The 25776-nt window shown below is 58.6% G+C and carries 17 protein-coding genes; 5 read left to right on the top strand and 12 right to left on the bottom strand.

The features are described 5' to 3' along the window. Positions 1-36 precede the first annotated feature (36 nt). The 3 genes from OZX71_RS01985 to OZX71_RS01975 form a co-directional block, all read right to left on the bottom strand. The gene (locus tag OZX71_RS01985) at positions 37-4113 is read right to left on the bottom strand and encodes an ATP-binding cassette domain-containing protein (RefSeq protein WP_277160308.1); all 4077 of its coding nucleotides are present in this window, start codon (positions 4111-4113) and stop codon (positions 37-39) included. 200 nt (positions 4114-4313) lie between these two features. Continuing rightward, positions 4314-5390, bottom strand: a complete 1077-nt coding sequence (locus tag OZX71_RS01980; RefSeq protein WP_277160307.1) for a LacI family DNA-binding transcriptional regulator — start codon at positions 5388-5390, stop codon at positions 4314-4316. Continuing rightward, positions 5387-7699 carry a beta-galactosidase gene (locus tag OZX71_RS01975; RefSeq protein WP_277160306.1) on the bottom strand — a complete coding sequence of 771 codons (2313 nt, stop codon included), beginning with the start codon at positions 7697-7699 and terminating at the stop codon, positions 5387-5389. The genes OZX71_RS01980 and OZX71_RS01975 overlap by 4 nt, the downstream gene beginning before the upstream one ends. A gap of 13 nt (positions 7700-7712) precedes the next feature. Here OZX71_RS01975 and OZX71_RS01970 point away from each other — a divergent pair, with 13 nt between their 5' ends. After that, positions 7713-8120 (top strand): hypothetical protein, encoded by a 408-nt coding sequence (locus tag OZX71_RS01970; protein ID WP_277160305.1) that lies wholly within the window; start codon positions 7713-7715, stop codon positions 8118-8120. Here OZX71_RS01970 and OZX71_RS01965 read toward each other — a convergent pair. The 3 genes from OZX71_RS01965 to OZX71_RS01955 form a co-directional block, all read right to left on the bottom strand. Continuing rightward, positions 8113-9459, bottom strand: coding sequence for a sugar ABC transporter substrate-binding protein (locus OZX71_RS01965; RefSeq protein WP_277160304.1), 1347 nt, complete (start codon positions 9457-9459; stop codon positions 8113-8115). The genes OZX71_RS01970 and OZX71_RS01965 overlap by 8 nt on opposite strands. Before the next feature lie 372 nt (positions 9460-9831). Then, complete coding sequence (araA, locus tag OZX71_RS01960) at positions 9832-11349, bottom strand: L-arabinose isomerase (RefSeq protein WP_277160626.1); 1518 nt, start codon at positions 11347-11349, stop codon at positions 9832-9834. 121 nt (positions 11350-11470) lie between these two features. Next, positions 11471-13105, bottom strand: coding sequence for an FGGY-family carbohydrate kinase (locus tag OZX71_RS01955; protein ID WP_277145632.1), 1635 nt, complete (start codon positions 13103-13105; stop codon positions 11471-11473). An 811-nt stretch (positions 13106-13916) separates the two neighbouring features. Between OZX71_RS01955 and OZX71_RS01950 the strand changes: the two genes are divergently transcribed. Both OZX71_RS01950 and OZX71_RS01945 read left to right on the top strand, forming a co-directional pair. Beyond that, a complete protein-coding gene (locus tag OZX71_RS01950) occupies positions 13917-14348 on the top strand; it encodes a hypothetical protein (protein ID WP_277160303.1) in 432 nt (143 codons plus the stop codon). A gap of 124 nt (positions 14349-14472) precedes the next feature. Then, positions 14473-15477: a response regulator transcription factor gene (locus tag OZX71_RS01945; RefSeq protein WP_277160302.1), complete on the top strand. Its 1005-nt coding sequence runs from the start codon at positions 14473-14475 to the stop codon at positions 15475-15477. A 115-nt stretch (positions 15478-15592) separates the two neighbouring features. On the opposite strand, the gene OZX71_RS01940 is transcribed toward OZX71_RS01945, so the two are convergent. The 3 genes from OZX71_RS01940 to pepN form a co-directional block, all read right to left on the bottom strand. Further along, positions 15593-16363 carry a peptide deformylase gene (locus OZX71_RS01940; RefSeq protein ID WP_277145635.1) on the bottom strand — a complete coding sequence of 257 codons (771 nt, stop codon included), beginning with the start codon at positions 16361-16363 and terminating at the stop codon, positions 15593-15595. Beyond that, positions 16363-17751 (bottom strand): phosphoglucosamine mutase, encoded by a 1389-nt coding sequence (glmM, locus tag OZX71_RS01935; protein WP_277160301.1) that lies wholly within the window; start codon positions 17749-17751, stop codon positions 16363-16365. Before glmM ends, OZX71_RS01940 begins: the two co-directional genes overlap by 1 nt. A gap of 222 nt (positions 17752-17973) precedes the next feature. Further along, the gene (gene pepN, locus OZX71_RS01930) at positions 17974-20586 is read right to left on the bottom strand and encodes an aminopeptidase N (protein WP_277160300.1); all 2613 of its coding nucleotides are present in this window, start codon (positions 20584-20586) and stop codon (positions 17974-17976) included. Positions 20587-20825: 239 nt separating this feature from the next. On the opposite strand from pepN, the gene OZX71_RS01925 reads away from it, so the two are divergent. Beyond that, positions 20826-21161, top strand: coding sequence for a hypothetical protein (locus OZX71_RS01925; protein WP_277160299.1), 336 nt, complete (start codon positions 20826-20828; stop codon positions 21159-21161). Further along, positions 21152-21436 (top strand): hypothetical protein, encoded by a 285-nt coding sequence (locus tag OZX71_RS01920; protein ID WP_277145639.1) that lies wholly within the window; start codon positions 21152-21154, stop codon positions 21434-21436. Before OZX71_RS01925 ends, OZX71_RS01920 begins: the two co-directional genes overlap by 10 nt. 83 nt (positions 21437-21519) lie before the next feature. On the opposite strand, the gene OZX71_RS01915 is transcribed toward OZX71_RS01920, so the two are convergent. The 3 genes from OZX71_RS01915 to dapA form a co-directional block, all read right to left on the bottom strand. Beyond that, complete coding sequence (locus tag OZX71_RS01915; protein WP_277160298.1) at positions 21520-22365, bottom strand: phosphatase PAP2 family protein; 846 nt, start codon at positions 22363-22365, stop codon at positions 21520-21522. Positions 22366-22664: 299 nt separating this feature from the next. Further along, on the bottom strand, positions 22665-24671 hold the full coding sequence (locus tag OZX71_RS01910) for a ribonuclease J (protein ID WP_277160297.1): 2007 nt from the start codon (positions 24669-24671) through the stop codon (positions 22665-22667). A 160-nt stretch (positions 24672-24831) separates the two neighbouring features. Next, positions 24832-25743: a 4-hydroxy-tetrahydrodipicolinate synthase gene (dapA, locus tag OZX71_RS01905; protein ID WP_277160296.1), complete on the bottom strand. Its 912-nt coding sequence runs from the start codon at positions 25741-25743 to the stop codon at positions 24832-24834. Positions 25744-25776 lie beyond the last annotated feature (33 nt).

Below are 25776 nucleotides of genomic sequence, written 5' to 3'. Positions count from 1 at the left end.
ATCCAGACTACTAGCCAACCCGAAAAACCGCGCCGGCTAGAGCGTGATGACGCGATCGGCGATCTGCATCGTAGAAGAGCGATGGGAGACCAACACGATGGAGACCGGACGCTCGTTGGCCAGCGTGTTGATGGAATGAAGAATCACCGATTCATTCAAAGCGTCGACACGACTCGTAGGTTCGTCGAAAAGCACCAAGGAGGCGCCGGTAAGGAAGATTCTCGCCAGACTGATGCGCTGACGTTCGCCTTCGGAAAGTCTGTAGCCGAGCTCGCCTACCTGCGTGTTCAGGCCGTCCGGCAAAGCCTCGATAAGACTGTCGATCGAAGCGCGTTCAAGCGCCTCATGCATCTGCAAATCAGAGGCGTGCTGGTCGGCGATCAGAAGATTATCGCGAATCGTTCCGTCGAACAGATACGTGTCCTGATCCATCATCGTCTCCACACGACGGCGATAATGCGCCTCGACGCCGGCCAAAGGCTCGCCGGAGAAATCGACGGAGCCGCCCTGCGGGTCCCAATAGCGCATCATGAGCTTCAAGATCGTGGATTTGCCATGTCCAGACGGGCCTTGCACTCCAAGAATCCCCGAGTGCAACGTGGTGAGGTTGAAGTCTTTCAGCACCAACGCAGAAGCAGGAATGGAAGTCGAACCGTTGGAAGAAAGCGGATAGCCGAAAGTCACATCCTTGAGCGAGACGGTTTCGAATTTCGGCGTGTCCTTTCCGGTCTCTTGAACCGCAGGCACTTCGTCGAACAAGGCGAACATGCGCCTGGCAGCCGCCAGCGGTTGGTTGAGATTCCCGGGCAAGTCGCTCAACGCAAGAGCAGGGCCGAACGAGCCGAAAATGAGCATCACTGCAACCACACACCTGGCCATCGAGACAGGATCGGCCGTAACGATGCCGAACATGATCCTCACCGCCACAAATGTAGCGGCCACGACACAAACCGCGCCAAGACCACCGAACACGCCATCTTTGCGGCTCAGCCTGCCCTCGAAAAGCCACAGACTTTTGTCTTCCGCGATGATATCGGTCAGACGACGGCGGCCTTGGTTGAATCTGATGATCTCATCCATACCGTGCATATCATCGATAAGCCTGTCGCCGAGTTTGGCGGAATCGGAACGAATTCTCGCGCCTATCCCGCGCACATTACCCGTATAAAGACGAGGCAGGACAAAGCCTACGACCAGATGGACGGCAATGAGCAACAGCGCGAACCAAGGATCGAGGGTGAACAGCGCCACCGCAAACACCACCGAAGTCGTCACCGCGATGACGACAGGAGAAATGGCGTGGGCAAAGAACGTCTCGAGCAACTCGACATCGGAGGTCACCAACGTCGTCAAGTCGCCTTTGCCTCGTCCGGCCAGTTTCGCCGGGGCAAGACGACGAAGGGATTCGAAGGCCTTTGAGCGGAACAGCGAGACCACACGGAAGCTCATCTCGCGGTTCATGTATTCCTCGGCATAATGCATGAAGCTCTTAAGAATGGCACACACCACCACGCCAACAATTGCGAAGGCGACATTCACGCTCCAAACCGGATGGCCGAAGAACGCCATCAAAGCCAGTACGCCGAAAACAGGCATGAAGGTTTCCGCAAGCCGTTCAATGGTCCCGCATAGGCTTGCACCGACGATGAACGGGGTCAGGCGCCCGACGCATCCGAGCAGCCTCAACGTCAGATGGAAGGTTCCCATATCCTTGTTTTCGCCGTGGGGACGATTGGCGACGTCCAGTATCGCATCTGCTTCATCGTGTTGTTTTGCAGGTTCGTCACTCCGTTTTCCATCGGAATGCCGACTGATCGCCGTGGCCGAAACAGGGTTGAGCGGAGAAGACGCGGTGACCCCGGACTTTTTCAGTGAAGTCCTTCCCCCGGCATATTTCGGGCGCTGCGCGCGATCCGTGGTGGCTTTGCCCGTTGCAACATGTACACGAGCGGCTTCGGTTTTTACCCGATGCCCGGCCGCGGCAACAGCGTCCGAGCGATGACGCGTCTGCTTCGTATTCGTTTTATCCGTTTTATCCGTTTTGGTTTTCGCGGCATCTCGAGTCTCAGGCCGATTGCCGAAATCATCGAACTCGTCATGATCCTGATAATCGAGCAACCCAAAATCAAATGGCCTGTGCACCTCATGTTCGGCGGATCGGGACTTGGCATAGGCACTTCCCCAGCTGTTACGATGCGAGACATGCTCGATTGATGCCTGGGTGGCGAACATCGTGGCGTATCGGCCTTCAATGGCCATCAGTTCGTCGTGAGTGCCGCTTTCCACCACACGTCCGCCGTCCAGAACGACGATATTGCTGGCATCCCTGGCCTGAGAAAGACGATGGGTGATGACGATGACCGTATGCGTTCTGGCCAAATCGCGGATTGCCCCGTCAATCAGTTCCTCGCTTTCGGCGTCGACACTGCTGGTGGCCTCGTCGAACACGTAAATCGGGCTGTCACGCAGCAACGCCCTGGCGATGGCGAGACGCTGACGCTGCCCGCCCGAAAGATTGCCGGCGTCCGGTTCTACACGCATATCGAGTCGCTGAGGCTGGGAATAGACGAAATCGTCGATATGGGCGCCTTCAAGCGCGAGCCACATTTCGTTGGCCGTGGCATCGGGCTTGGCCATCAGAAGGTTTTCGCGCAAGGAACCGGTAAAGAGATGACTGCGGGAATCGACGAGTGTGACCGCATCGCACAGCGAACGGTTCTTGAGACTGTGCAATTCACAGCTGCCCACGCTTCCCAGCACGCGGTAACCCAGTCGGATCGAACCAACATAGTCGTTGCGGGTACCGGCGATCAGCGCGCCGATAGTGGATTTGCCGGAACCGCTCACCCCGACAATGGCGGTGAAACCGTTGGCACGGGCACTGAAACTAACACCGTCCAAGGCTTTGTGAGGTTGAGAGCCGTCGCCGTCTTTGTGTCCGGCCGCGTTTCTTACAGCAGCGTCATTTCTGCAGACAGCATTATCGACGGACACAGCATTGTCGGATTCGGAATCGACGGGCTCATATGTGTAATCGACATTGCGGAAGGTAATCGAACAATCCTCTACGCCTTGCGGCAATGCCGCCTGTCCGTCCCCGGTCACCGGAACATCCAGCATCGCATAGATCCGTTTGATCGAAGCCAACCCGTTCAAGGCCGTATCACAACACGTTGCAAGGCGACGCAACGGGACGAAGAAACTGACACAAAGCAGTATGGTGACCAATGCGGCGGGAAGCTTCAGATGACCGCTGGCCACCTGGGCGATGACGATGGCAATGGCACCTGCAGTGCCGCCATAAGAGACCAGGTCCAAAACGAAGTGCGAGCGAAGTTCAAGGCGAAGGACCTTCATGGAGGTTTTCCGGAAATCTTCCGATTTCCGGTCCATACGTCGGGCGGCAGCCTCGTCGGCGTCGAAGGTCTTCAGCGTTTCCAGCCCCTGAACATTGTCGAGGAACGTGGCACCCATATCCGTGTATGCGTCCCAATATCTATCAAATGCGCGAGAAGTGGCCACCGACACCCACCAGACAATGCCGATGACGATGGGAACGCAGACCAGAAGCAAGCCTGCCGTCGGTGCGTTCAACGGCAGAATCGTCACGAACAGCGTCAAAGGACCGAGAACGGCGAAAACCAACTGGGGCAGATAATCTTCAAAGTAACTTTGTATATGATCGACGCCTTCGCCCAGCGATTGCACGACATCGGCGGTTTTCACGTGCTCCGAATACGTAGGGCCCAAATCGAGCATCTTGTTATACAGACGTTCCCGCAAGGCGATTTTGACACGTTCCGAGGCTTCCGTGCCGAAGAAATGCGAGGCACGTATGGCCAGGTATTTGATGATCGCGACGACCACCAGCGCGAAGATGAAGGCCGAATAGCCTTGCGGCACGGCCTGGAAATCCTTCAGCAGCTTGTTGACGAGCGACGGCTTGACACCGTCGTTGGCACTGGTAAGCACCGGAAAAAGATTGCCGAGCAGACCAACGGCGATGAACGCGAATCCGATATCAGAGAGCAGAGAAACCCAAAGGCTCAGCACTTTCGCGACGACGAATGCGCCACTGCGGTCAACGAGGGTGAAAAGCCGACGGTCGAACATAAAAGCACCTTTCCAGCGGCAATCCTGACGGCTACGTCTGACTATTCGACGCATTCCTGAAGTTGCCTATTACACAATACTGTAGGCCGAATACGATGCTATCTTGAAGCGAAATTCATCACAAAAGCACTAAATTCATAGGGTTTACGACACACTGGAAAACGGACATCTCGCTATTGAGGCCCCCGTTTTTGCCTTCGTTACGGCCTTGTCGTTTGGCGCGCGATAACGCGGGAATCCACGGTAAGCAGTTCAGGGGTCGAGACCTTCCCCTTGATTCTGCCGATGATACGTTCCACAGCCGTGGGAGCCGTCCAGTTCAGGCGCGAATCCATCGTGGTCAGCGGCGTCTGCAGATACGAGGACTCCTCAATATTGTCAAAGCCGATGACCTGCACCTGATCGGGAACCTTGATGCCGTTCGTCGCGAGCGCCGAAAGCGCCCCTATGGCGAGCTGGTCGTTGAGGGCGATCAGCCCATCGAACGCAATATCGTCATCGATCAGCCCTTGCGTCGCACGGGCTCCAGCGCCTATGCTCCAATCCTGTGAAGTGATGCCGATAAGTTCAGGGACAAGTCGCACATGACGCCGGTTGCATTCCTCGACAATGCCTTTCAGACGTAGCTGATCATTGCCTTCCACGGCATTCAACAATGACCGCTCATCGAGCGGCTTGCGCGCGCCGACGACGGCAAGACGTAAGCTGCCATGTTCGAGCAGGTATTGCGCGGCTTTCGCCGCCGCCTGAACATCGTCCGGAGTCACATGATCCACACGCCCCCAAGTGGTACGCGAGCCAACAACCACAAGCGGGTAATCGACATCGAAATCCTCGGGCGAAATGTCCTCCAGCTCGCTCATCGAAAGAATGATGCCGTCCGAAACCGTCGGATTGAATGTTTGCAATACTTCCCTGGCTCCTTTTGCCGAGCCCTCCGCATAGGTGGTGACATAGACCGAATAATCGCGTTTGCGGGCCTCATCGATCACACGGTTCGCCAATTCCGCAAGATAAGGCGGAGTCAGGGACGGCACGGCAAGGGTGATGAACCCGGTGAGCCCACGGTTCAAGTTGCGTGCGGCGACATTGACGCGGTAACCGAGGTCCGCGATAACCGATTGGACGCGAAGACGCGTGGCATCGGTCATGCGACCGGTACCGTTGATGACGTTGGATGCCGTTTTGAGCGACACCCCGGCGGCCTGCGCGACATTTCTCAGCGTGACATGCCTGTGATCGCCAGCCTGATCATCATGGATCGCACCTTCGGTCATCGTTCAGCCTCCTTTGCCGCACTCTTCAATGTAGCATCACCACACGTTTGCCGAGTGATCAATATCCCGTTGCGTTCGAGGACAAGAGCAGCATCCTCGGCCTGAACGCGAACAGTTGCCTCGCCATCAGCCATTTGCAGACCGCCTTCGGCAATTTGTCGGTCAGCTCCAGCGTTTTCAACACGACCTCGATAAAGGAAGACGACTTCTCCGCCGACATGATCGATACGAACTGGCTGACGGCCACGAGTGAGGTAGAAATCGAAGGCGAATCCTTCGCCGTTGCGACGGATATGGACCAAATCGGAACACGCATTGAACGCGTCCACGTTGTCAAGGGCGTCGACAGAACCCCGCATCGTCGTCTGCTCAACGTTATCGACACCGGCCCCGGAATGCGCCTGGGTCATCCCTAACTGCAAGTATCGCCGCAGGAACGACGCCAGCGCTTCCTGATCCAAGTCACAGCCGATGTAATAGGCCCGCCCTTTGCCATAACCATTACGAGTAATCGCCGGAATGCCTTCCAGCTCCCAATCCTTTGCCTCGTCTCCTTGGTAGCTGGCAAGCACCGTAACGCAATCAGCGACCGACCCGATGACCGTCTGCCAAAGCCTTGAAACGGCGCCGTTCGAAAGCTGCACGGAATCGTACTCTCCATCGATAGACCCAAGGATATTGAATTCTTCGCCCGACACCCCCAGGATTTTACGCAGCAGCCCGTTGCCGGCCCCCGGATAGCCGCCAAGACCCACATGGAAGTCCTCGTCGACAAGCCCTGTGGCGTAACCGACGATCACCGTTCCGCCGCGGGCAACGAACCGCTCAATACGTTGCGTTTGTTGATCGGAAAGCGACAAGACAGTAGGCAACACAATCGTGGTATATCCGCTGAAATCCCCGCGTAACGGCACGACGTCGGCACGGTGCCCCGCGTCCAGAAATGCGCTGTACCAAGTTGAGACATCGTCGAGATGGCTGAGCTTTCTGGTCGGCAGCGTCTTGCACTCGCTCGCCCACTGCGATTGCGCATCGAAAAGGATGGCCGTATCCGCCTGTTCGACCTTGCTGCCTTGCAGGCCGGCCTTCGAAAGCGTTTTCAAGGCCTCGCCAAGCTCGCACACTTCGCGGAAGATCTTGGTCTGCTCTCCGGCGTGAGGAATCATAGCGGAATGAAAGGCTTCCGACCCGGCTTCGGACTGACGGACTTGGAAGAAATTGATGGCATCGGCGCCCATGGCCACATGCGCCAGAGCATCACGGACCAATTCGCCGCCGCGTTTTCTGGCATTGACAGGCTTCCACTGCACCGCCGAGGTCGAATGCTCCATCAAGTACCAAGGCAGACGCAGCGAAATCGAGTCTACCAACGCATCGCCGCACAATAAGGCGTCGAGATGCTTCGCACCCGGTTCAAAATACTGGTCGTTGGAGACGAAATCGACCTCGTCGCTCCAATCGGCATAGTCCATCACGCATTGATCCGCGGCGACCATGAAATTCGTGGTCAACGGCTTGCCGGGGCAGATTTCGGCGATGGCATCGCGCTCGGCGGCAAAGAAATCCTTCAGGGCATCGGAGCCGAAACGCTCGAAATCCAGTTGAAGACCCGGATTGATCATCACGTCATCACCGGGATGCATCGGCAGCTGGATCTGGTCGAACGAACGCACCTGTTGGGACCAGAACGCGGTGCCCCAGGCCTCGTTGACAGCCTCGATGGTGCCGTAGCGCGCCTTGCACCACTGGCGGAAGGCATGCTGCGAATCCGGCGAATAATCATGGCGATTGTTCCAGCCGTATTCGTTGCCGACATGCCACGAGACCACATAGGGGTTGTCCTTATAATGCTCGGCCATCTTGCGGCACATCGAAAGAGCGTATTTGCGGAAAACCGGACTTGACGGACTCCATGACTGCCTCGAACCGGGGTGGACGATCGTGCCGTCCGATTCGAGCGGAAGCACCTCGGGATGCATCTGATACAGCCACATCGGCGCAGTTGCCGTGGCCGAGGACATATTCACCGCGATACCGGCCTTGCCGAGTTTTTCGACGATGCGGTCGAGCCAATCGAAATCCCAGGTCTGCGGATCGGGCTGGATGCGGCCCCAGCTGAAGATGGCCAAAGCCACGACGTTGACCCCGGCCTCCTTCATCAGGCGAATGTCGTCGTCCCAAGTCTCCTCCGGCCACTGCTCAGGGTTATAGTCGCCGCCGTAGGCGATGCCCCGTCCGTCAGGCGTCAGCAGATTCGGCCAGCGAAAAGCACGACCAGAACCTTTCGCCGAACGGCTAACGGTTGGCATGTGGGAGACAGACATGTTGGTTATTCCTTATTCCATGGCTCAAACAAATGGATCCTTGACCCATTGCAGCAGAATGCTTCCAGTGTCGTTTGCCCGGTTTGTCGCGTATTTACCCAGGATGTCTGAACGATATCCCGTCGCAGCGACCGACCGAATCCGGCAATGGACACCGGAAGCGTTCTCAATCAATCAATGTGTTTGCGGTTTGTCTTTTGACAACATCTGCAGCCAACCCGAACTGCCGATATCGTTCCGCGACAGACAGGGCCGCGGCAACGACGTCATGCACGGCACTCCAGCCATGTCGATCACGGCCATGAACGCCGCATCATCGGCGTCAGCCAACCCGCCGCAACCGACAACCCGCCGCAACCGTGTCTGTGCGGATCGCCAAAACCAAACCGCAGCACCTATCACTTGACGGTTACGGTGTAGCCTTCCTGCTTGCCGTGGTCGGCGAGCTTCTGGGCATAATTGCTCATGGCCTTCTCAAGTGTGATGTCCTTGTGATAAGCCTTGGAAATCTCATCGCCATAAGCGGTCTGGGCAAACGGGTTGTAGGGCAGATACTGGAACTTCTCAGTCGGACGCTGCGCGCCCTCGGCCAGAATCTTGTTGACGTTCTGGCCGCCGAAGTAGTCGTTGACCTTCTTGTTGGCCGCACTGTTCGGATCGGTGAAGGAGCTCGAATTGAGGATCTTCTTCAAACTGCTGAACGTGCCGCTGTCGGCCATCTGCTGGGCACCGGCGTCGTGGGTCATGTAACGCACGAACTTGTAGGCCGCGGCTTGAGACTTGTTGGCCTTCGGCACGGCGAGCGCGGAACCGCCGTCTTCTGCGGATACCTGCTTGCCGGCTTCCCATTGCGGCAGCGAGCCGACGCGCCAGTTGCCCTTCTGGTCGGGAGCGCCGCTCATGAGGTTGACCGGCATCCATGCGCCGATGGTCAGCGAGGCGAGGGTGCCGTCGTTCAGCTCACGGTTCCATTCGTCCGACCAGTTCGCGGTCTTGGTGTCGATAAGGTCTTCGTCGATCAGCTTCTGACGGAACTCGATGTACTTCTTCATGCCCGGGTCCTTGGTCATATCGATGGTGATCTTCTCGCCGTCGACCTTCCAAGGCTTGGCACCGGCCTGCCAGGCCTGCGCGGTGAAGGGCTGATAGTCGCCCGAGGCACCCGAGCTGTTGGTGATGTAGGAGCCGGCGGCCTTGATCTTCTTGGCAGCCTCGTAGTAATCGTCCCAAGTCTTGATCGACTCGCCGTCGACCCCGGCCTTGTCGAAAACGGCCTTGTTGTAGAAGAACATCTCAGGGCCTGCATCGATCGGCAGCGCATAGGGCTTGGCATTGTATTGCAGCTTGTTCCACGGTCCGGCGGTGAAATCGTCCGCCAGCTTGTCGGCGCCGAACTGGCTCAGATCCGCAAGATCGCCGGTGACCGCGAACTGCGTGACCGTCGGGTCTTCGAGCATCACCACATCCGGGATACCCTTTTTGGCCGCCACCGCGTTGGACAATGCGGTCGAAGTCTTTTCCGCAGTACCGGTGTTGTTGAACTTCACCTTCACGCCGGGGTTGTCTTTCTCGAAGTTCGCGATGATCTTCTTCATCGAGTTACCGGTATCCCAGCCCCAAAAGATCAGATCGGCCTTCGATTCCGAACCTTTGTTGCCGTCCGAATTGCCCGAGCCGCAGCCGGCCAGGCCAATCATCGTCGCCGCCGCAGCTACAACCGCAACAATTCTCTTTGCATTACCCATTTTGGCTCCTTTGTCTGTGCATCCATGCGCTACCATCTGCGCACTATATTGGGCAAACCGATAAAACCGTCCAAACACAGCTTTTCTTTTCGGATACTCAATTGCTTGATACAACTGTGTATCGCTTACGTTTTCTATGGTACACAGTTGTTTCAATTTGTCAATCCGAACAGGTAAGTCTGGATTATTGGATTTTTACATTATCGCTATCGGTATCCGCAACCGCCCAGACAGCACGCCGGCATCCTAAAATCTGAAATCTTCCGATAACGAAGTTGGGCGTCTCACGGTATTTCCATGAGACGCCCAACCCGATGTATTCGAATGACTGCGATCGGTTACCTACCAATCGGCATCATCGAACGAACTTTTTCAGCAGTGGTTGTCGAGGCGGTGATACATCTCGGAGAGCTCGAGTTCGCGCTCGAAGTCGCGCGGCGTGGTGTTCTCGTCGATGGCGGCCAGTTCGACGCCGGCGATGCGGGCGAAGTCCTCCCAGCCTTCACGGCCGAAGGAGGTGGTCATGCAGGTGTGGTGCGAGCCGCCGGCGCGCAGCCAGCACTCGGCCGCGCTCTTGAGCGACGGACGGGGCTGCCAGAGACCGCGTGCGCACGGCAGGGCCTTCAAGGAACCTTCCGGCTCGACCACGTCGACCACGTCCATCAGCAGGCGGAAGCGTTCACGCATGTCGGCCATGGAGATGACGGTTGCGGCCTTGTGCGGGGCGACAGTGAAGACCAGGCGCACCGGGTCGGACTTGTTGCCGATGCCGAGCGGATGGATCTCGAGCTTCGGCTTGGCGATCGTGCCGACCGAGGGCGAGACCTCGAGCATGTGCGAGCCCATGTCCATCTCGTGACCCGGCACAAAGTTGTAGGAATAGTCCTCCATCAGGCTCGAGCCGCCCTCAAGGCCGTAGCCCATGACGCTGGCGATACGCACCAGCACCGAGGTCTTCCAGTCGCCTTCGGCGGAGAAGCCGTAGCCGTACTCGCTGGGCAGGCGCTGGGCGCCCACGCCCGGCAGCTGCGGCAGGGTGCCGAGGTCCTCGAAGTTGTCGACCGCGGCGGTGGCGCCGTTGTCCTTCATCATGTTGACCATCGCGGCCTCTTCCTTGGCGGCGATGAACAGCTCTTCATAGCGGGCGTCCAGGAGCTCCGGGGCCACGTCGTACTTGGCCTTGTAGTCCTCGATGATGGCCTTGACCTGATCGTCCTTCACCTTGTCGTAGTATCCGCACAGCTCGTTGACGGCCCAGGTGTTGACCTGCGTGCCGAAGACGCGCTCGACCTCGGTCTTGTCGCCCTCGGTGACCGCGACGTTGCGCATATTGTCGCCCCAGCGCATCACGCGCATGTTCTGGGCCTCGTTCCAGCCGGCGCAAGCGCGAACCCATGTGGCGATGCGCTCGGCGACCTCAGGGTCGGTGTAGTGGCCGACGACGATCTTGCGCGGGATGCCGAGGCGGGTGAGGATGTAGCCGAATTCACGGTCGCCGTGGGCGGACTGGTTGAGGTTCATGAAGTCCATGTCGATGGTGTCCCACGGAATCTCCTTGTGGAACTGGGTGTTGAGCTGCAGCAGCGGCTTGGTCAGCACCTGCAGGCCGCGGATCCACATCTTGGCCGGCGAGAACGTGTGCATCCAGGCGATCACGCCGATGCAGCTGGGATCGGCGCTGGCCTCTGTCATGAATTCCTTGACACCGTCGGAGGACTTCAGGGTGGGCTTCAAAACGAGCTTCACGGGGATCTTGCCGGTGGCGTTCAACGCATCGACGATCTTGGTGGATTGCTCGGCGACCTGACGCAGCGCTTCCTCACCGTAGAGGTCCTGCGAGCCGACGCCGAACCAGATGGTCTTGCCTTCGAATGGGTTTTCGAATGTCATCATTACTTCCTTTTGTTTCTGTTATGTTCTTCGTTGATGATTGGTATTCATTACTGGATTCCACCGCGTTCAGGACGTTCGAATTCATTGAACGGCCTGAACGCGGCGTTAACCAAAATTCTCAGCTTTCCAGATCGATGGTCTTGATGGCGGCCTTTTCGATCGGCAGCGCGCGCGTGAACCGGGCGAAGAAGTCCTCGAAACCAGCGACGTCCTTCGGATCGGGTTCTTCGGTGGTCGATGCGGCATCGGCGAATACACGCTGGTCGAGATATACATCCAGCGGAGTGTCTTTGTGCCAGAGGTAGTCGGCGAGCACCGCCATGCCCCAAGCCCCGCCTTCGGCCGCCGTCGACATGACCTTGATCGGGGTGTTGAACGCGGCGGCGAGAATCTTCTGCGCCACCTTCGGGGTGGTGAAGATGCCGCCGTGGCCGACCATCGAGTCGACCTTGACGTGCTCGTCCTTGGTCATGATGTCCATGCCGATCTTGACCGGCGAGAACGCGCCGAAGAGCTGGGCACGCATGAAGTTCGCAAGGCTCATCTTGCTTTCGGGGCCACGGGCGAAGACCGGGCGGCCTTCTTCGAGCCCTGCCAGGAATTCGCCGGAATAGAAGCAGTAGTTGATCAGACCGCCGGCGTCGGCGTCGGCGTCCGGGCCGATTGCCGTGCGGAACAGCGTGCCGTAGAGTGTGCCGGCGTCGAGCGGGGTGCCGATGGCCTTGGCGAACTCGCTGAATACCTTCATCCACGCGTTCAAGTCGGAGGTGAAGTTGTTGGCGTGGCTCATGCCGCACGGGTCGCCGGCCGGTGTGGAGACCAGGTCGACTTCCGGGTGCAGGCGTTCGAGCGGATGGTCAAGCACGACGGAGGCGAAGATGGAGGTGCCGGCCGAGACGTTGCCGGTGCCCACGCGCACGGAGTTGGTGGCCACCATGCCGGTGCCGGAATCGCCTTCGGGCGGTGCCAGCGGCGTGCCGGGCTGCAGGGTGCCGGTCGGGTCGAGCAGCTTCGCGCCTTCAGCCGTCAGCGTTCCTGCGTCGCTTCCCGCCACCAGCGGTGTCGGCAGCAGATCCTCGATCTTCCAAGGCTGCGAGGCGACCTCGGGCAGCGCGGAGAACTGGGCGAGCATATGCTTGTTGAAGCCGTGGGTCTCGGGGTCGATCGGGAACATGCCGGAGGCATCGTCGATGCCGAGCACCTTCTTGCCCGTGAGCTTCCAGTGGACGTAGCCGGCCAGCGTGGTGAAGAACGCGACGGACGGCACGTGCTCCTCCTTGTTGAGGATGCACTGGTAAAGATGGGCGATGGACCAACGCTCGGGGATGTTGTACTGGAAGAGCTGGGAGAGCTTTTCGTGGGCGTCGTGCGTGTTGGAATTGCGCCAGGTGCGGAAGGGCACGAGCAGCTTGCCGTCCTTATCGAAGGCGAGATAGCCGTGCATCATCGCGGAGAAGCCCATCGTGCCGATCTTGGTCAGCTTCTCGCCGTAGGCGTTCTCGACGTCGTAGGCGAGCGAGGCGTACGCCGCCTGCAGGCCGGACCACACCTCGTCGAGCGAGTAGGTCCACAGGCCGTTTTCCAGGTGGTTCTCCCAGCCGTGGTCGCCGGCGGCAATCGTCGAATACGTGTCGTCGATGAGTACGGCCTTGATACGGGTCGAGCCGAATTCGATACCCAGCGAGGTTTTGCCCGCGCGTATCTTTTCGGCTATCGCCGCCACGTGTTCCGTGGTATCCAATGCAACTGTCATGGTGATCTAGCTCCTTTACTATCGCTCTGGCTACGGCGTTTGCAGGGAATTTGCCGTCGCCTGCGACAAAGCACGTGCCCCGTCAATCGCCACGAGCATATTCCTCCAGCCCACAAGTACCGCATGAACGTAGCGATATCGTATCGCCGATAATGTGAACGCTCACATCTTGATAGTCCCTATCTTACACGCAGCCGTTGCCAAGTCCGCGTTTTCGCAACGTTGCGCCGGATTTACGGTTTTCCTTCGGAATCTGGCCGATACCTCACCCTTAACCGGAACCTGACCGATGCCCATCCTTCTGCCGGAACCCAATCGATAAATCGAACCTCGCGTTCACCACGATCACACGGACAACGATCATGTGGATAACCAGAGCTCGAGACCGGCAAACCGTGGATAAGCCAAAACGACACGCCCGAGAATGTGGATAACCAGGAGCATCCGACCACAGCACCCGTTTTTGGCACGGTTTGCGAGCCGAATTCTCTAAGCTACGAAGAACAGACGAAAGCAATACGTCATCATATTTTGTCTAGTGTGGGATTGCAATTTTATACAAGTGCAGGATTGTGTTTTATATCTAGTGGAGGGTTTAGTATATGGTCTTAAGGAAATGGCCCATCAAACAGATACGCAAAGAAGCCAAAGCAAAGGGTATAGAGATACGGGAACGACAGGGAGGAAACCACGAGATTTTCTATCTAGACGATGTGAAAATCCCTATACCCCGACATAACGATCTTGAAAAAAATACCGCCCGACAAATCATTAAAGAGGCATCGGTCAAATTAGGAAAGGACTGGCTGAAATGAGAAGGAGATTCATAAAGAAAGACTATCTGGGGACGACCGCCGACGGCAAACCGACAGTACACAAAGAGAGTTATCCAGTTACCATCGAAGCGGGCGAGAAATACTGGATACTCACCATTCCCGGTGTCGGGGTGACCCAGGCACGCAAACTCAGCGAAGTGGACGACATGGCTCGCGACCTCATCGAGATCATGACCGGAGACCAAAACTTCGCCATGACCAAAGAAGTGAAGTTCCCCGAAGAGGTGGAAGCCCACCTGGAAGCCATGAAACGCTACCGCGAGCAGTCCAAGAAAGCGAACACGCTGGCGGCCCGGGAGTCCCGCAAAGCCGCGAAAGGATTGCGCCAGATCGGCCTCACCTTGCGGCAAATCGGCCAGGCCATGGGCATCTCCTACCAGCGCGCCAGCCAGCTGGTCAACGGCTGAGACCTTGACTTGCACAATATTTGCAAATGTCAAATGAGAAGACACGAATTCATAAAAAATCAAGAAATCTTGAATTTTGTCTAAATAATTGGCGTTTTGCAAGACATTTATATAAAATCGAGTCATGGAAGAGGCACAATCATCGCCAAGACGCGAACTACGTATTGTCATCATCGACGATGACCCCTGCGCATTGGAGCACGAAGCCAGCATCGTGGGCAGTGTCCAAAATCGCGACGGTTGCCATATCAAAATATGGCCGACGACAAAACTCGACGCGGGGATTCACCAATGTCTATATTCTCCTCGTCAACCTGATGTGCTCATCATCGATTTATCCGTCAACAGCGACATTATTGAACCCATTCTGAAAACAATCAAGGATTCCCGACCAGACATCATTCTCATCGGCATCACCGCCCACATCAACAGACACATCAATTCGACCGCTTCCCAACAGTATCTTCGCTGCATTATCAACAAGGCCGAGCTGAACCACGCACTTCCTGCCGAGCTCAAAGAGATCTATCACCAAAAGATATTGCATCCTCCTACCCAGCCGCTCGAACCGAAAAGGACCATCCCTCCCTCTCATTGCACAAACAGGCAAACGACACAACGCCGCAAACAGCGGGAACGGAAATCCCACAATCCTCATCGTTCGGCAAACGACGATGACGACCCCAACAGGCGGCAAACACGGACTACCCACAAAGGCGTGGCTTCAGACCCTGAACACGTTGCCTGCCAAACAGATCAATTGACAAATCCGAACACACCAATTCAACAACGGATTGCAACTCAAGGCCGCTATGGCGATGCACTCCCTGCGTCCGTAAATCTTCAAAGCGCTGATTCATCCGGCGATAACGACCTAGTACAGACACAGGAGCGTATGACTGCTACACTGCGCTTTCAACAAAAGCCCCTGCCTCTCTCACCGGCCGAATTACGCGTCATCAATCTGTGCTCGCAAGGAATGGGAACGGACGAGGTCGCCGAGCATCTGAGTATTTCCTCCAACACCGTTTATTCGCATCGAAGCCACATCATGGGCAAATACCACACACATTCCTGGCACGAGGCACTCACCATCTATGAGGAAAGGACGAAGAACGGAACCTCATAAGGCACCGAAGGCGCATAGTCCGTAAGGAAAATGCGCCAAGTCGAATCTTGGATCGTTCGCGTAATCCGAGAAAGATATCGACAGCAAGGAAACTCAGCAAGAAGCACAACCGACGCTAGGCAAGCTTGAAACCCAGCTCCTTGGCGGCATCTGCCGGAACCGGGTCTTCGCACCAATAATCCTCGAGATTTTCGTCGGTCGCCAAAGAACGGATCTCGGCCTGATCGATGTAGACCTCGCCGCTTAAATGATCGGTTTCGTGCTGGAAGATGCGGGCCGGCCAGCCGTGCAGGCGTTCCTCGTGTTTGTTGCCATCCTCGTCCTGCCAACGGGCGACGATGTCGAGCCAACGACGGCGAACAGCCTGATAGCCGGAGAAGCTCAGGCAGCCTTCGTAGAAGCTGCGCTGCTCGGAGCCGATGGGTTCATAGGTCGGATTGATGATGGCACGGAACGGGAATTCGGCGATTTCGCGCGGATCGTTCGTGTCGTCGATGACGTTTTCGTTGTCGTCATCGGTCACGCTGTTCTCTACGTCTGGCGTATCCTGGCCGTTGTTGCCACCGACATGACCTTCGGGGTTGTCGTCGACACCCCTGCCGCCGACGCGCACATGGTCTTCCACCACGGCGATACGCAGGCCGAGACCGATCTGCGGAGCAGCCAGGCCGACGCCCGGCGCCTCAAGCATCGTGACGCGCATGGCCTCAATGAGTTTAGATAGCGTGCGCTTGCTCAGCTGGCCATCATATTCCACCGCATTCTGACGCAGCACGGGCTCCCCCATCTGCACGATGGGCAGAATCTTCTCCTTGCCGCCGGTTTTGATCAGGTGCTCGACCGCACGATTGAGTTCGGTGTCGACTTTGGAATTTCGGGAGAACATCAGATCGCCAGCTCCTGCGCAACCACGGCGGCCAGACGCTGGCAGACCTCATCGGCCTGCTGTTGCGTTTCGGCCTCGACCATCACGCGGACCAACGGCTCGGTGCCACTGGGACGCAGCAGCACACGGCCGGTGCTGCCAAGCAGCTTTTCCTCGCGTGCCACGGCATCCTGCACCTTGGCGTTGGTGGGCGCGGCCTTCTTGTCGACCTTGGGAACGTTGATGAGCTGCTGCGGCAGCTGCGGGAAGTCGGCGGCGAGTTCCTTCAAGGACTTGCCGGACTTGACGACCTCGTTGCACAGGGTGAGCGCGGTCAGCGTGCCGTCGCCGGTGGTGGCGAACTCACGGTTGATGACGTGGCCGGACTGCTCGCCGCCGATGGAATAATCGCCCTTGAGCATTTCCTCAAGGACGTAGCGGTCGCCGACGTTGGTCTGCACCGTCGAGATGCCCATGTCTTTCAGCGCCAGCTTGAGACCGAGGTTGCTCATCACGGTGACCACCAGCGTATTGTGGTTGAGCTTGCCTTCGCGCTTCTTGGCACGCGCGAGGATGCCCATTTCCTGATCGCCGTTGACCATGTTGCCGTCTTCGTCCACAGCCAGGCAGCGGTCCGCGTCACCGTCGAAGGCCACGCCCATCGCGGCACCGGAGGCCTTGACCATCGCCTGCAGCTGCTCGGGGTGGGTGGAACCGGCCTTCTTGTTGATGTTGTAGCCGTCAGGCGAAGCGTTGATGACCAGCACCTCGGCTCCGGCACGGCGCAAGGCCTCGGGCGCGACCACGGAAGTGGCGCCATTGGCGCAATCGGCCACGATCTTCAGGCCCTTCAGCGGCTTGGGCTGGGTCTTGTCGGGCGCAATCGGCGCAATGGCCGAAACCAGGTGGTCGATATACATATTGGTGGCGGTATTGATGTCATGACTTACGCGGCCTACGCCGGCACCGGTCGGACGATCCCAATCCTTGCCAAGCACCGCTTCAATCTCGTCCTCCTTCTTGTCCGGAAGCTTGAAGCCGCCGCGAGCGAAGAACTTGATGCCGTTGTCGGGCATGGGGTTGTGGGAAGCGGAGATGACAGCGCCCATTTCGACGTTGAGTTCGCTGGTCAGATACGCCACGCCGGGAGTCGGGATAATGCCGGCATCGATGACGTCGAACCCCCCAGCGCTCATGCCCGCCGCGAGCGCCGAAGCGAGGAAATCGCCGGAAACACGGGTGTCACGGCCGATCAACGCACGCCGACGGCCCTCCTTGTGCTCTTCCTCGGTTCCAGACGAATCGCCAAGCACACGCACCGCCGCGTCGCCCAGGTCGAGCGCCAGCCTTGCGGTCAAATCCCTGTTCGCCAGTCCGCGAACGCCATCGGTTCCAAACATATTAGGCATGCTGCTTTTATCCTCCGCTTGCACGAATAGTACTGGACTTCATCTTACTCAAGAGACTTCACGTGCGCCGCACCGCCCCGCAACACTGCCCGATTTCGTCGCATTTGCCCAGACTCGCCTGACTGGCGGTGAACAGGTTCCGGGCGTAGTGGCCATGTATGCGAAACCCCACCGCGGATTACATGCGGCGGGGTTTCACTTCTGTGGCTGTTACCAGACGAATTACTTCAGGCTGGCGTTGTAGGCGGCGACCTTCACCGCGCGGCGGGAGGACTCGACGTTGCCGATGATGATGTTGCGCAGGGCGCGCGCGGCGTCCTGGTGAGCATCGAGCCATTCGTCACCCAGACGAACCAGCTCGGCGGCGTCCGCGTGGGCCGGATAGAGGTCGTTCAAGAGCGACTCGGCCATGTGGAAGGTGCGGTTCTCCCAGATCCAGTCGGCGGTCTCGAAATACTTGGCGGCATAGGGCTCGGCGAGCTTGCCGCTCAGATTGCCGGAGAAGCCGAGCGCCGCGGCCTCGAGCTGGGAGTTGGTCAGGCTCAGGTCGCGGATGGAGGCGTCCCAGGCCCATGCCTTGGCAACGGCTGTCGGCACGGAGGCCTTGGCGCCATAGGCGAACTCGCGGTTGTCGGTGGTATCGCGCAGCTTCAGTTCTGCGTCGATCGCCTCGTTGTCCATCTCGCCCACGGCGGCGAGCGCCTTGGTGAGCGCCCAGCGCATGTTGTTGTCGATCTCGAGGCCTTTGAGCTTGAGCGCCCCGGAGAGCAGGCCCTTGACGTTGGAGACGAACGGGGCGTCGCCCTGCGCGCCGTAGTCCAGATAGGCGCTGACCAGCTGGAACTGCTCGTCGCTGCCGGCCTCGGCCTCGTTGGCCAGGTCCCACAGGCCCTCGGCGACGTGCTTACGCACGGCCTCGCGGCGGGCGGGCGCCACATACTGCGTGGCGGTGACCTTCAGGCAACGCAACGCGTAGCGGAAGGTGGTGGACTCATGCTCGGTGGAGAGCATCTTCAGGCTCACGTCGAGGAAGCGCTCGGCCGGGAACTGCGCGTCGCGAGTCATGTCCCAGAAGGCCAGCCACACCACGGCGCGGGCCAGGGCGTCGTCGAACTCGAAGAGATGTTCGGCGGCGAAGTCGCGCGACTTGGCGTCGAAGCGCAGCTTGGTGTAGGTCAGGTCATCGTCGTTGAGCATGATGAAGTCGGGACGGGCCTTGCCGGCGGCTTCGGCGGCCACGGTGGTCTCGCCGGTGACATCGAGCTCGATACGATCGGTACGCACGATCTTGCCGGTCGCCGCGTCGCGGTTGTAGAAGCCGATGCCCATGCGGTGCGCGCGCAGCACCGGGTGATCGGCTGGCGCGGTCTGCGTCAGCGTGAGCGACTTGATGGTGCCATCGCCGTTCTCCTCGACGTCGGCCGAGATGGTGTTGATGCCGGACTCCTCGAGCCACTGCTTGCTCCAGGTCTTCAGGTCGCGGCCACTCGCGGCCTCGAGCTCGACCAGCAGGTCCTTCAGCGTGGCGTTGTCGTACTGGTGCTTGTTCAAGTAGCTGTTGATGCCCTTGAAGAACTTCTCACGGCCGACGTAGGCCACCAGCTGCTTCAGCACGGAGCCGCCCTTGGCGTAGGTGATGCCGTCGAAGTTGACCTCGGTGTCGTGCAGGTCGTTGATCGGCGCGGTGATCGGGTGAGTGGTCGGCAGCTGGTCCTGGTTCAGGGCCCAGCTCTTCTCGCCGGAGGTGAAGGTGGCCCAGGAATCGGTCCAATCGGTGGCCTCGGCGGTGGACAAGGAGGACATGAACTCGGCGAAGGACTCGTTCAGCCACAGGTCGTTCCACCACTTCATCGTCACCAGGTCGCCGAACCACATGTGCGCCAGCTCGTGCAGGACGGTGACGACGCGGCGCTCGGCCAGCGCGTCGGTGACCTTGGAGCCGAAAACGTAGGAGTCGCGGATGGTGACCATGCCGATGTTCTCCATGGCACCCGCGTTGTATTCAGGCACGTAGATCTGGTCGAACTTGGCATACGGATACGGCACGCCCCAGGTCTTGGCATAGAAGGCGAAGCCCTTCTTGGTGATGTCGAAGAGATAGTCCGCGTCTTTGGCGAAATCGTCCTTCAGGGACTGGCGGCAATACTGGGCCATCGGCACGGTGCGACCGTCCTCGTTGGCGTAAGTGGTGTGCCACTCGGCGTATGGGCCGGCGCAAATCGCGGTGAGGTAGGAACTCATCTTCGGCGTGGTCTCGAAGACCCAACGCTTGGTGCGCTCGGCCGGATGCGACTGCAGCGTGCCTTCCTCGGTCATCGCGTCAAGCTCGGCGGTGGAGGCGACCGGCATGTTGGAGGTGACGAGCCAGGATTGTGGCGCAGTGACCTCGAAGTCGAAGATGGCCTTGATGTCGGGCTGGTCGAAGACGGCGTAGACGCGGCGGGCGTCCGGCACCTCGAACTGGGAGTAGAGGTAGACGTTGTCGTCGGCCGGGTCGACCGAGCGGTGCAGGCCCTCGCCCGTGGTGGAGTACTGGCAGGAGGAGACGACCTTCAGGGTGTTGTGCGCCAACAGGTTCGGCAGCTCAATGCGATTATCGACATAATACTTCGACGGATCGAGCGTTTCGCCGTTGAGCTCGATGGCGCTGACCTCGTCGGCGATGAGGTCAGCGAAGCTGGAACTCCCGGCTTTCGCGTCAAACGTGATGACGGCAACTGACGGGAAATTCTTCGGCCCCTTCGTAAGGTCAAGGTCAACATGATAGCTGACCGGACCGGTGATGATCGACTTGCGTTCCTCGGCCTCGACACGGGTAAGATTCGCTCCTGGCATTTCGCTCCTTTTGAGATTGGGAAATAATACGATAATTCCATTATGCCAGCCGGAGCCGTCACCGGACAGTATTTTCAGCCAAAGCCATGATTGGACGTCGATTTCAAGGTCGGGATATACCCCCAAAAAATCTCGCGACGGGTCATGGACACACGCAAAATCGGGACAATACGGTCAATGATGTCTAGCAGCGCTTTATGCTAAAAGAGTTGAGAGAATATCGGGAAAGCTGTGTCACCATGAACATTAGCTATGAACGCTCGGGGTGCAAGCAGTTTTTCAAAAAGCATCGCGATGACGAAAAGACCATCAAAGCCTGCATTGAAAAGGCCCTGGCGACGCAGCTGGAGACCGGAATGTCGAAGGTCAAGCGCGCGGTGTCGGCGCGAGTGAACGGGCAATGCGTCTACGAATGCCGTATCAATCTCAAACGCACGGGCTCGGCGCGGGTCGCGTTCGTCATCAACGAAAACAACACCGATATCGATGTGCTCTTCATCTCCTCGGTGCTGCAGAAAGACGAATTCACCCATATGCTCGAACGAGATCTGAAGGAGGCCGGGCTATGCGACTGATTCCTGTGAAACAAGCGCTGAGCATGATGGAGAACGCGACGCCGGCGAAATCGGAATATAAAAAACTCACGTTCTGGACCGCCAAAAAAGACCGTTCGCTCTGCCTCGAACACGACGGAAACGGCCTGATTCTGCACGAGCTGGGCTATCGCGAGGAAAGCACGGCCTTCACTTCGGACAAGCACGACGTCCACGAATGCAAGCACGCCGTCAAACAGGCGTTCAAGCGCGAGTTCCCCCGCAGCCACAAGGTCTACGTTTCCGCGGTGAAATAACAAACAATATCAGAGCGGCGACCACCAAGCCTGGTAGCCACCGCTCTTATTAATTGCGTATCAATCTATCCTGTATGAACCAGTCATACCAGCGCATATTCTTGCGGATAGTGCTGCGCAAGCTGCTTGAGCAGCAGATGGCGCGCCAGCCAGAGCGCGAGCAGCGGCAGGGCGAAACCGACGGTGACGTCGGAGAGGAAATGGGCGCCTTGCATCATACGGCTCAACATGACGACCAACGCGTAAACCAGCGCAAGCCCAAAAACCATGCCCTCCTTGCTTTTCCAGCGCGGCTCGACCAGGGCGAGCAGGCAGAGCGACAAGGTTGAGCCGGCCCACAGGGAATGGCCGGAGGGGAAGGATTTGATATTGTCGGCCACACCACCAGCGGCGACGAGATAGTGCTTGCCATTCGGGTGATACCACGGCGTGAACAGGTCAAGATCGCCCTGCATCGCGCGGAAACGGACACGGCCCCAGAGGATTTTGGCGACTTCCAGCACACCCATCGAACACAGGAACACCGCCACGATCACGATGCCGGCCCAACGATAGCGCTGCTTCAACTCGTCGGGAATCTTATAGACGATGGCGGCGATCAGGATGGCGACGATGACGCCGTAGGCGACGCCGAACAGATGGCAGTATTTGTAGCACAATGCGAGTCCCACCAACGTCGAACCGAGGTAGACAAGGCCTGAAAGCACAAGTTTCGCAAGATTCTCTCGTACGAATCTGTAGGTCCAGAAGAGCAACGCCGCACCAATCATCAGTACGGTCGCGCCGATAAGCGGAGCCAGCCGCTCAAAGAACGCCGAAAAACCATTACCGGGCATGTACAGCGCCTGATCGATGCGCAGGTCAGCGAATGTGCCGATGATCAACAACACCAACGCGCCGATCGCCGTGACAGGAAACATCTTTTTCATACGTTCATTCCTTGTGGTCCATATCATTGTTCTTGTTCAGACCACTGCCGTATCACACGCCTCAAGCATATACCGCGACAGCCTCGGCCATCTGAAACCAAGTCAGGCCGTACAACGACTCAATACTCTATGCCGTCAAAAGCCCAGCACGACGCCGGCCAGCCAGAGGTTCGAGAAACGTTCACATAGCAATTTCCCCGGCAGGCCGGAACCTGTCGGGGAAATGCGATGATCATTGAGCGACGATGCTTGGCATCATACCGACCTCACACCGCAAGCGGCCGATGCTCAGCTCAGCCTCACCTGCCAGACGGAGTGCCGTCGATGACGTCGTGGGCGACGTCGGCGATGACCGGGACGATCATCGGCTTGCGATGAAGCTGACGGGAGACCCAGCCGCCGATGGTGCGGCGCATGATCTGCTGGAGCTTGTGGGTGTCGTGGGTGCCCTGCATCATCGCGTCCTCGAGCTGGCCGACGATCTGGCGACGCACCTTGTCGAGATCGCTCTCGTCATCGGGAATCGCGTTCATGTAGACCTTCGGGCCCGAGATGACGTTCTTGGCGTCGGTGTCGACCACGGCGAAGATGGAGACGAAGCCTTCGGTGCCGAGAATCTTGCGCTTCTCGAGCTCCTCGTCGGTCAGCTCGCCGACGGTGTCTCCATCGACGTAGACGTAGGCGCATGGCACGGATCCGACGACCGCGGCCTGGCCGTGATAGAGATCGACCACATCACCGTCTTCGGCGAGCACGACGTTCTTCGGATCGACGCCGGTCTTGACGGCGACCAAGCCGTTGGCGACCAGGTGGCGGTTCTCGCCGTGGATCGGCATGACGCACTTGGGCTTCAGGATGTTGTAGAAGTAGGTGAGCTCGCCCTCGTTGGAGTGGCCGGAGACGTGGATCTTCGCGTTGTCGCGGTTGACCACGCGCGCGCCCTTCTGGACGAGCTTGTTGATCATGCCGTAGACCTCGTTCTCGTTGCCGGGAATGAGGGAGCTGGCCATCACGACGGTGTCGAACTCGTTGATGGTGATATCGCGGTGGGTGCCATCGGCGATGCGGCCGAGCGCGGCCATCGGCTCGCCCTGCGAACCGGTGCACATGTAGACCAGCTTGTTGTCTTGGATATCCTTGGCCTTCTTCAGATCGACCACGGTGCCTTCGGGGATATGCAGATAGCCGAGGTCGGCGGCGATGGACATGTTGCGCACCATCGAACGGCCGACGAAGACGACCTTGCGGCCGACCTTGTGCGCGGCGTCGACGACCTGCTGGACGCGGTGAACGTGGCTGGAGAAGGAGGCGACGATGATCTTGCGGGTGGCCTCGCTGAAGGCTCGCTCGAGCTCGGGGCCGATGGTGCTTTCGGGACGCACGAAGCCGGGGACCTCGGCGTTGGTGGAATCGACCATCACCAGGTCGACGCCCTTCTCGCCGAGCTTGCCGAATTCCACCAAATCTGTAATACGATGGTCGATGGGCAGCTGGTCGAGTTTGAAGTCGCCGGTGTCGATGACGGTGCCGGCAGGCGTGTTGATGCACACAGCCAAGGCATCCGGGATGGAGTGCGTGACGGCGACGAACTCGAGGTTGAACGGGCCGACCTTGAGCTTGTCGCGGCCGTTGACCTCGACGCAACGCGGGTTCTGATGATGCTCCTCGCACTTGGCCTTGACGAAGGCGAGCGTGAGCTTCGAGCCGATCAGCGGGATGTCAGGGCGAAGGTTCAGCAGGTAGGGCACGCCGCCGATGTGGTCTTCGTGACCGTGGGTCAGCACGAGCGCCTCGATATCGTCAAGCCTGTCCTTGATATAGCTGAAATCAGGGAGGATGAGATCGACGCCGGGCTGCTCCTCGTCGGGGAAGAGCACACCGCAATCGACCAGCAGCAGATGGCCGTTGTATTCGACCACGTTCATGTTGCGGCCGATCTCGCCCAAGCCGCCGAGCGGGACGATGCGCATCGAGCCCTTGCGGTACTTCGGCGGGGCGATCAGCACGGCGTCCTGGTTGGGCGAGGTGCCGGGAGTGCGCGAAACCGTACGCGGGTTGGAACGGCGGCCACCAGAGCGGCTTCCGCCACGTGGGGCACGAGACGAATTCGAGCCGCTCGACCGACGTCCGCCCGAATGGGAGGAGCTACGGGATTCGCTACGCTTGCTGCTTGTGCGTTTCTCACCGCTCTTGGCACTCGTGCGCTTTTCGGAATTCTCGGCAACTTCTTCGCTTTTGCGAGCGCGTGCCTTGCTGGCGCTGCCACGGCGATGCGTGGCGGTAGTTTTTTCTTTTGTTTCTGTCATATTCTTTAACTGTTTTCTGTTTTCTTAGTGTCCGCACCTGTGTGTGGACGAGGTATAAAAACAGCGGACAAAAGCCCGCTGGACACTTACGCGCCGCCGACTTCCCCGCTGCAATGAGTAGTGCTTTTGCCTTGCTGTATCGTCAAAACCTTCTTAAAACCTAGGCATCCAGGATACCGGCAGCGACCATACCCTGATGGGCACGCTCAAATTCCGCTTGGCCCGGACCGACATTCGGCAGACGCATCGTGGTCTCGTCGAGCCATCCGCGCTCGTGCAGCGCGGCCTTGGCGAGCACACCCTGGAATCCGGTGCCGTTGATGGCATCGACCAGCGGGGCCAGACGAACCGCAAGACGCTGGGCCTGACGGATATCACCGCGGTCAAAGGCATCGGCGAGCTGGCGCATCGGGTCGGACGCGACGTGGGCAATCACCGAAATGATGCCGACGGCTCCGATGGAAAGGAACGGCAAGAACAGCGCATCGTCGCCGGAGTACCAGGTCAGGCCGGTTTCCATACGCTTGCGCACCGCTCCGGCGATGTCCCCCGTGGCGTCCTTGACCGCCTTGATATTCTCGAGCCCGGCCAGACGACGGTAAGTCTCCAGTTCAAGATGCACGCCCGTACGTCCTGGGACGTCGTAGACGATGATCGGCTTGTCCGCCGATTCGTTGACCGCCTGATAATGGCGGAAAATGCCTTCCTGCGAAGGACGGGAATAATAAGGAGCGACCACCAGCACCGCGTCGGCGCCGGCCTCCTGCGTCTGCTCGACCATACGTACCGTATGGGCGGTGTCGTTGGAACCCGCGCCGGAAATCACCGGCACGTCGACGGCCTCCTTGACCACTTCAACGAGCTTGACCTTCTCATCCATGTGGGTGACCGGGGATTCACCGGTGGTGCCGTTGACCAGCAGACCGTCGGCACCGGAGGCGACCAAATGCTTGGCCAATGCCGCGGATGCCTCGAAATCGATGGAACCATCATCGTGCATCGGCGTGACCATAGCGGGAATAACACGGCCGAATGGCGCCGGATCAAGAAGATGCATAGAAGACTCACTCATACTTCAACGCTACTTGCCGGGCGGGACGCTTAA

The organism is Bifidobacterium sp. ESL0764, assembly GCF_029395515.1.
In the GTDB taxonomy this organism is placed as follows: Bacteria; Actinomycetota; Actinomycetes; order Actinomycetales; family Bifidobacteriaceae; genus Bifidobacterium.
This window is presented reverse-complemented; position numbering and strand designations above follow the sequence as displayed.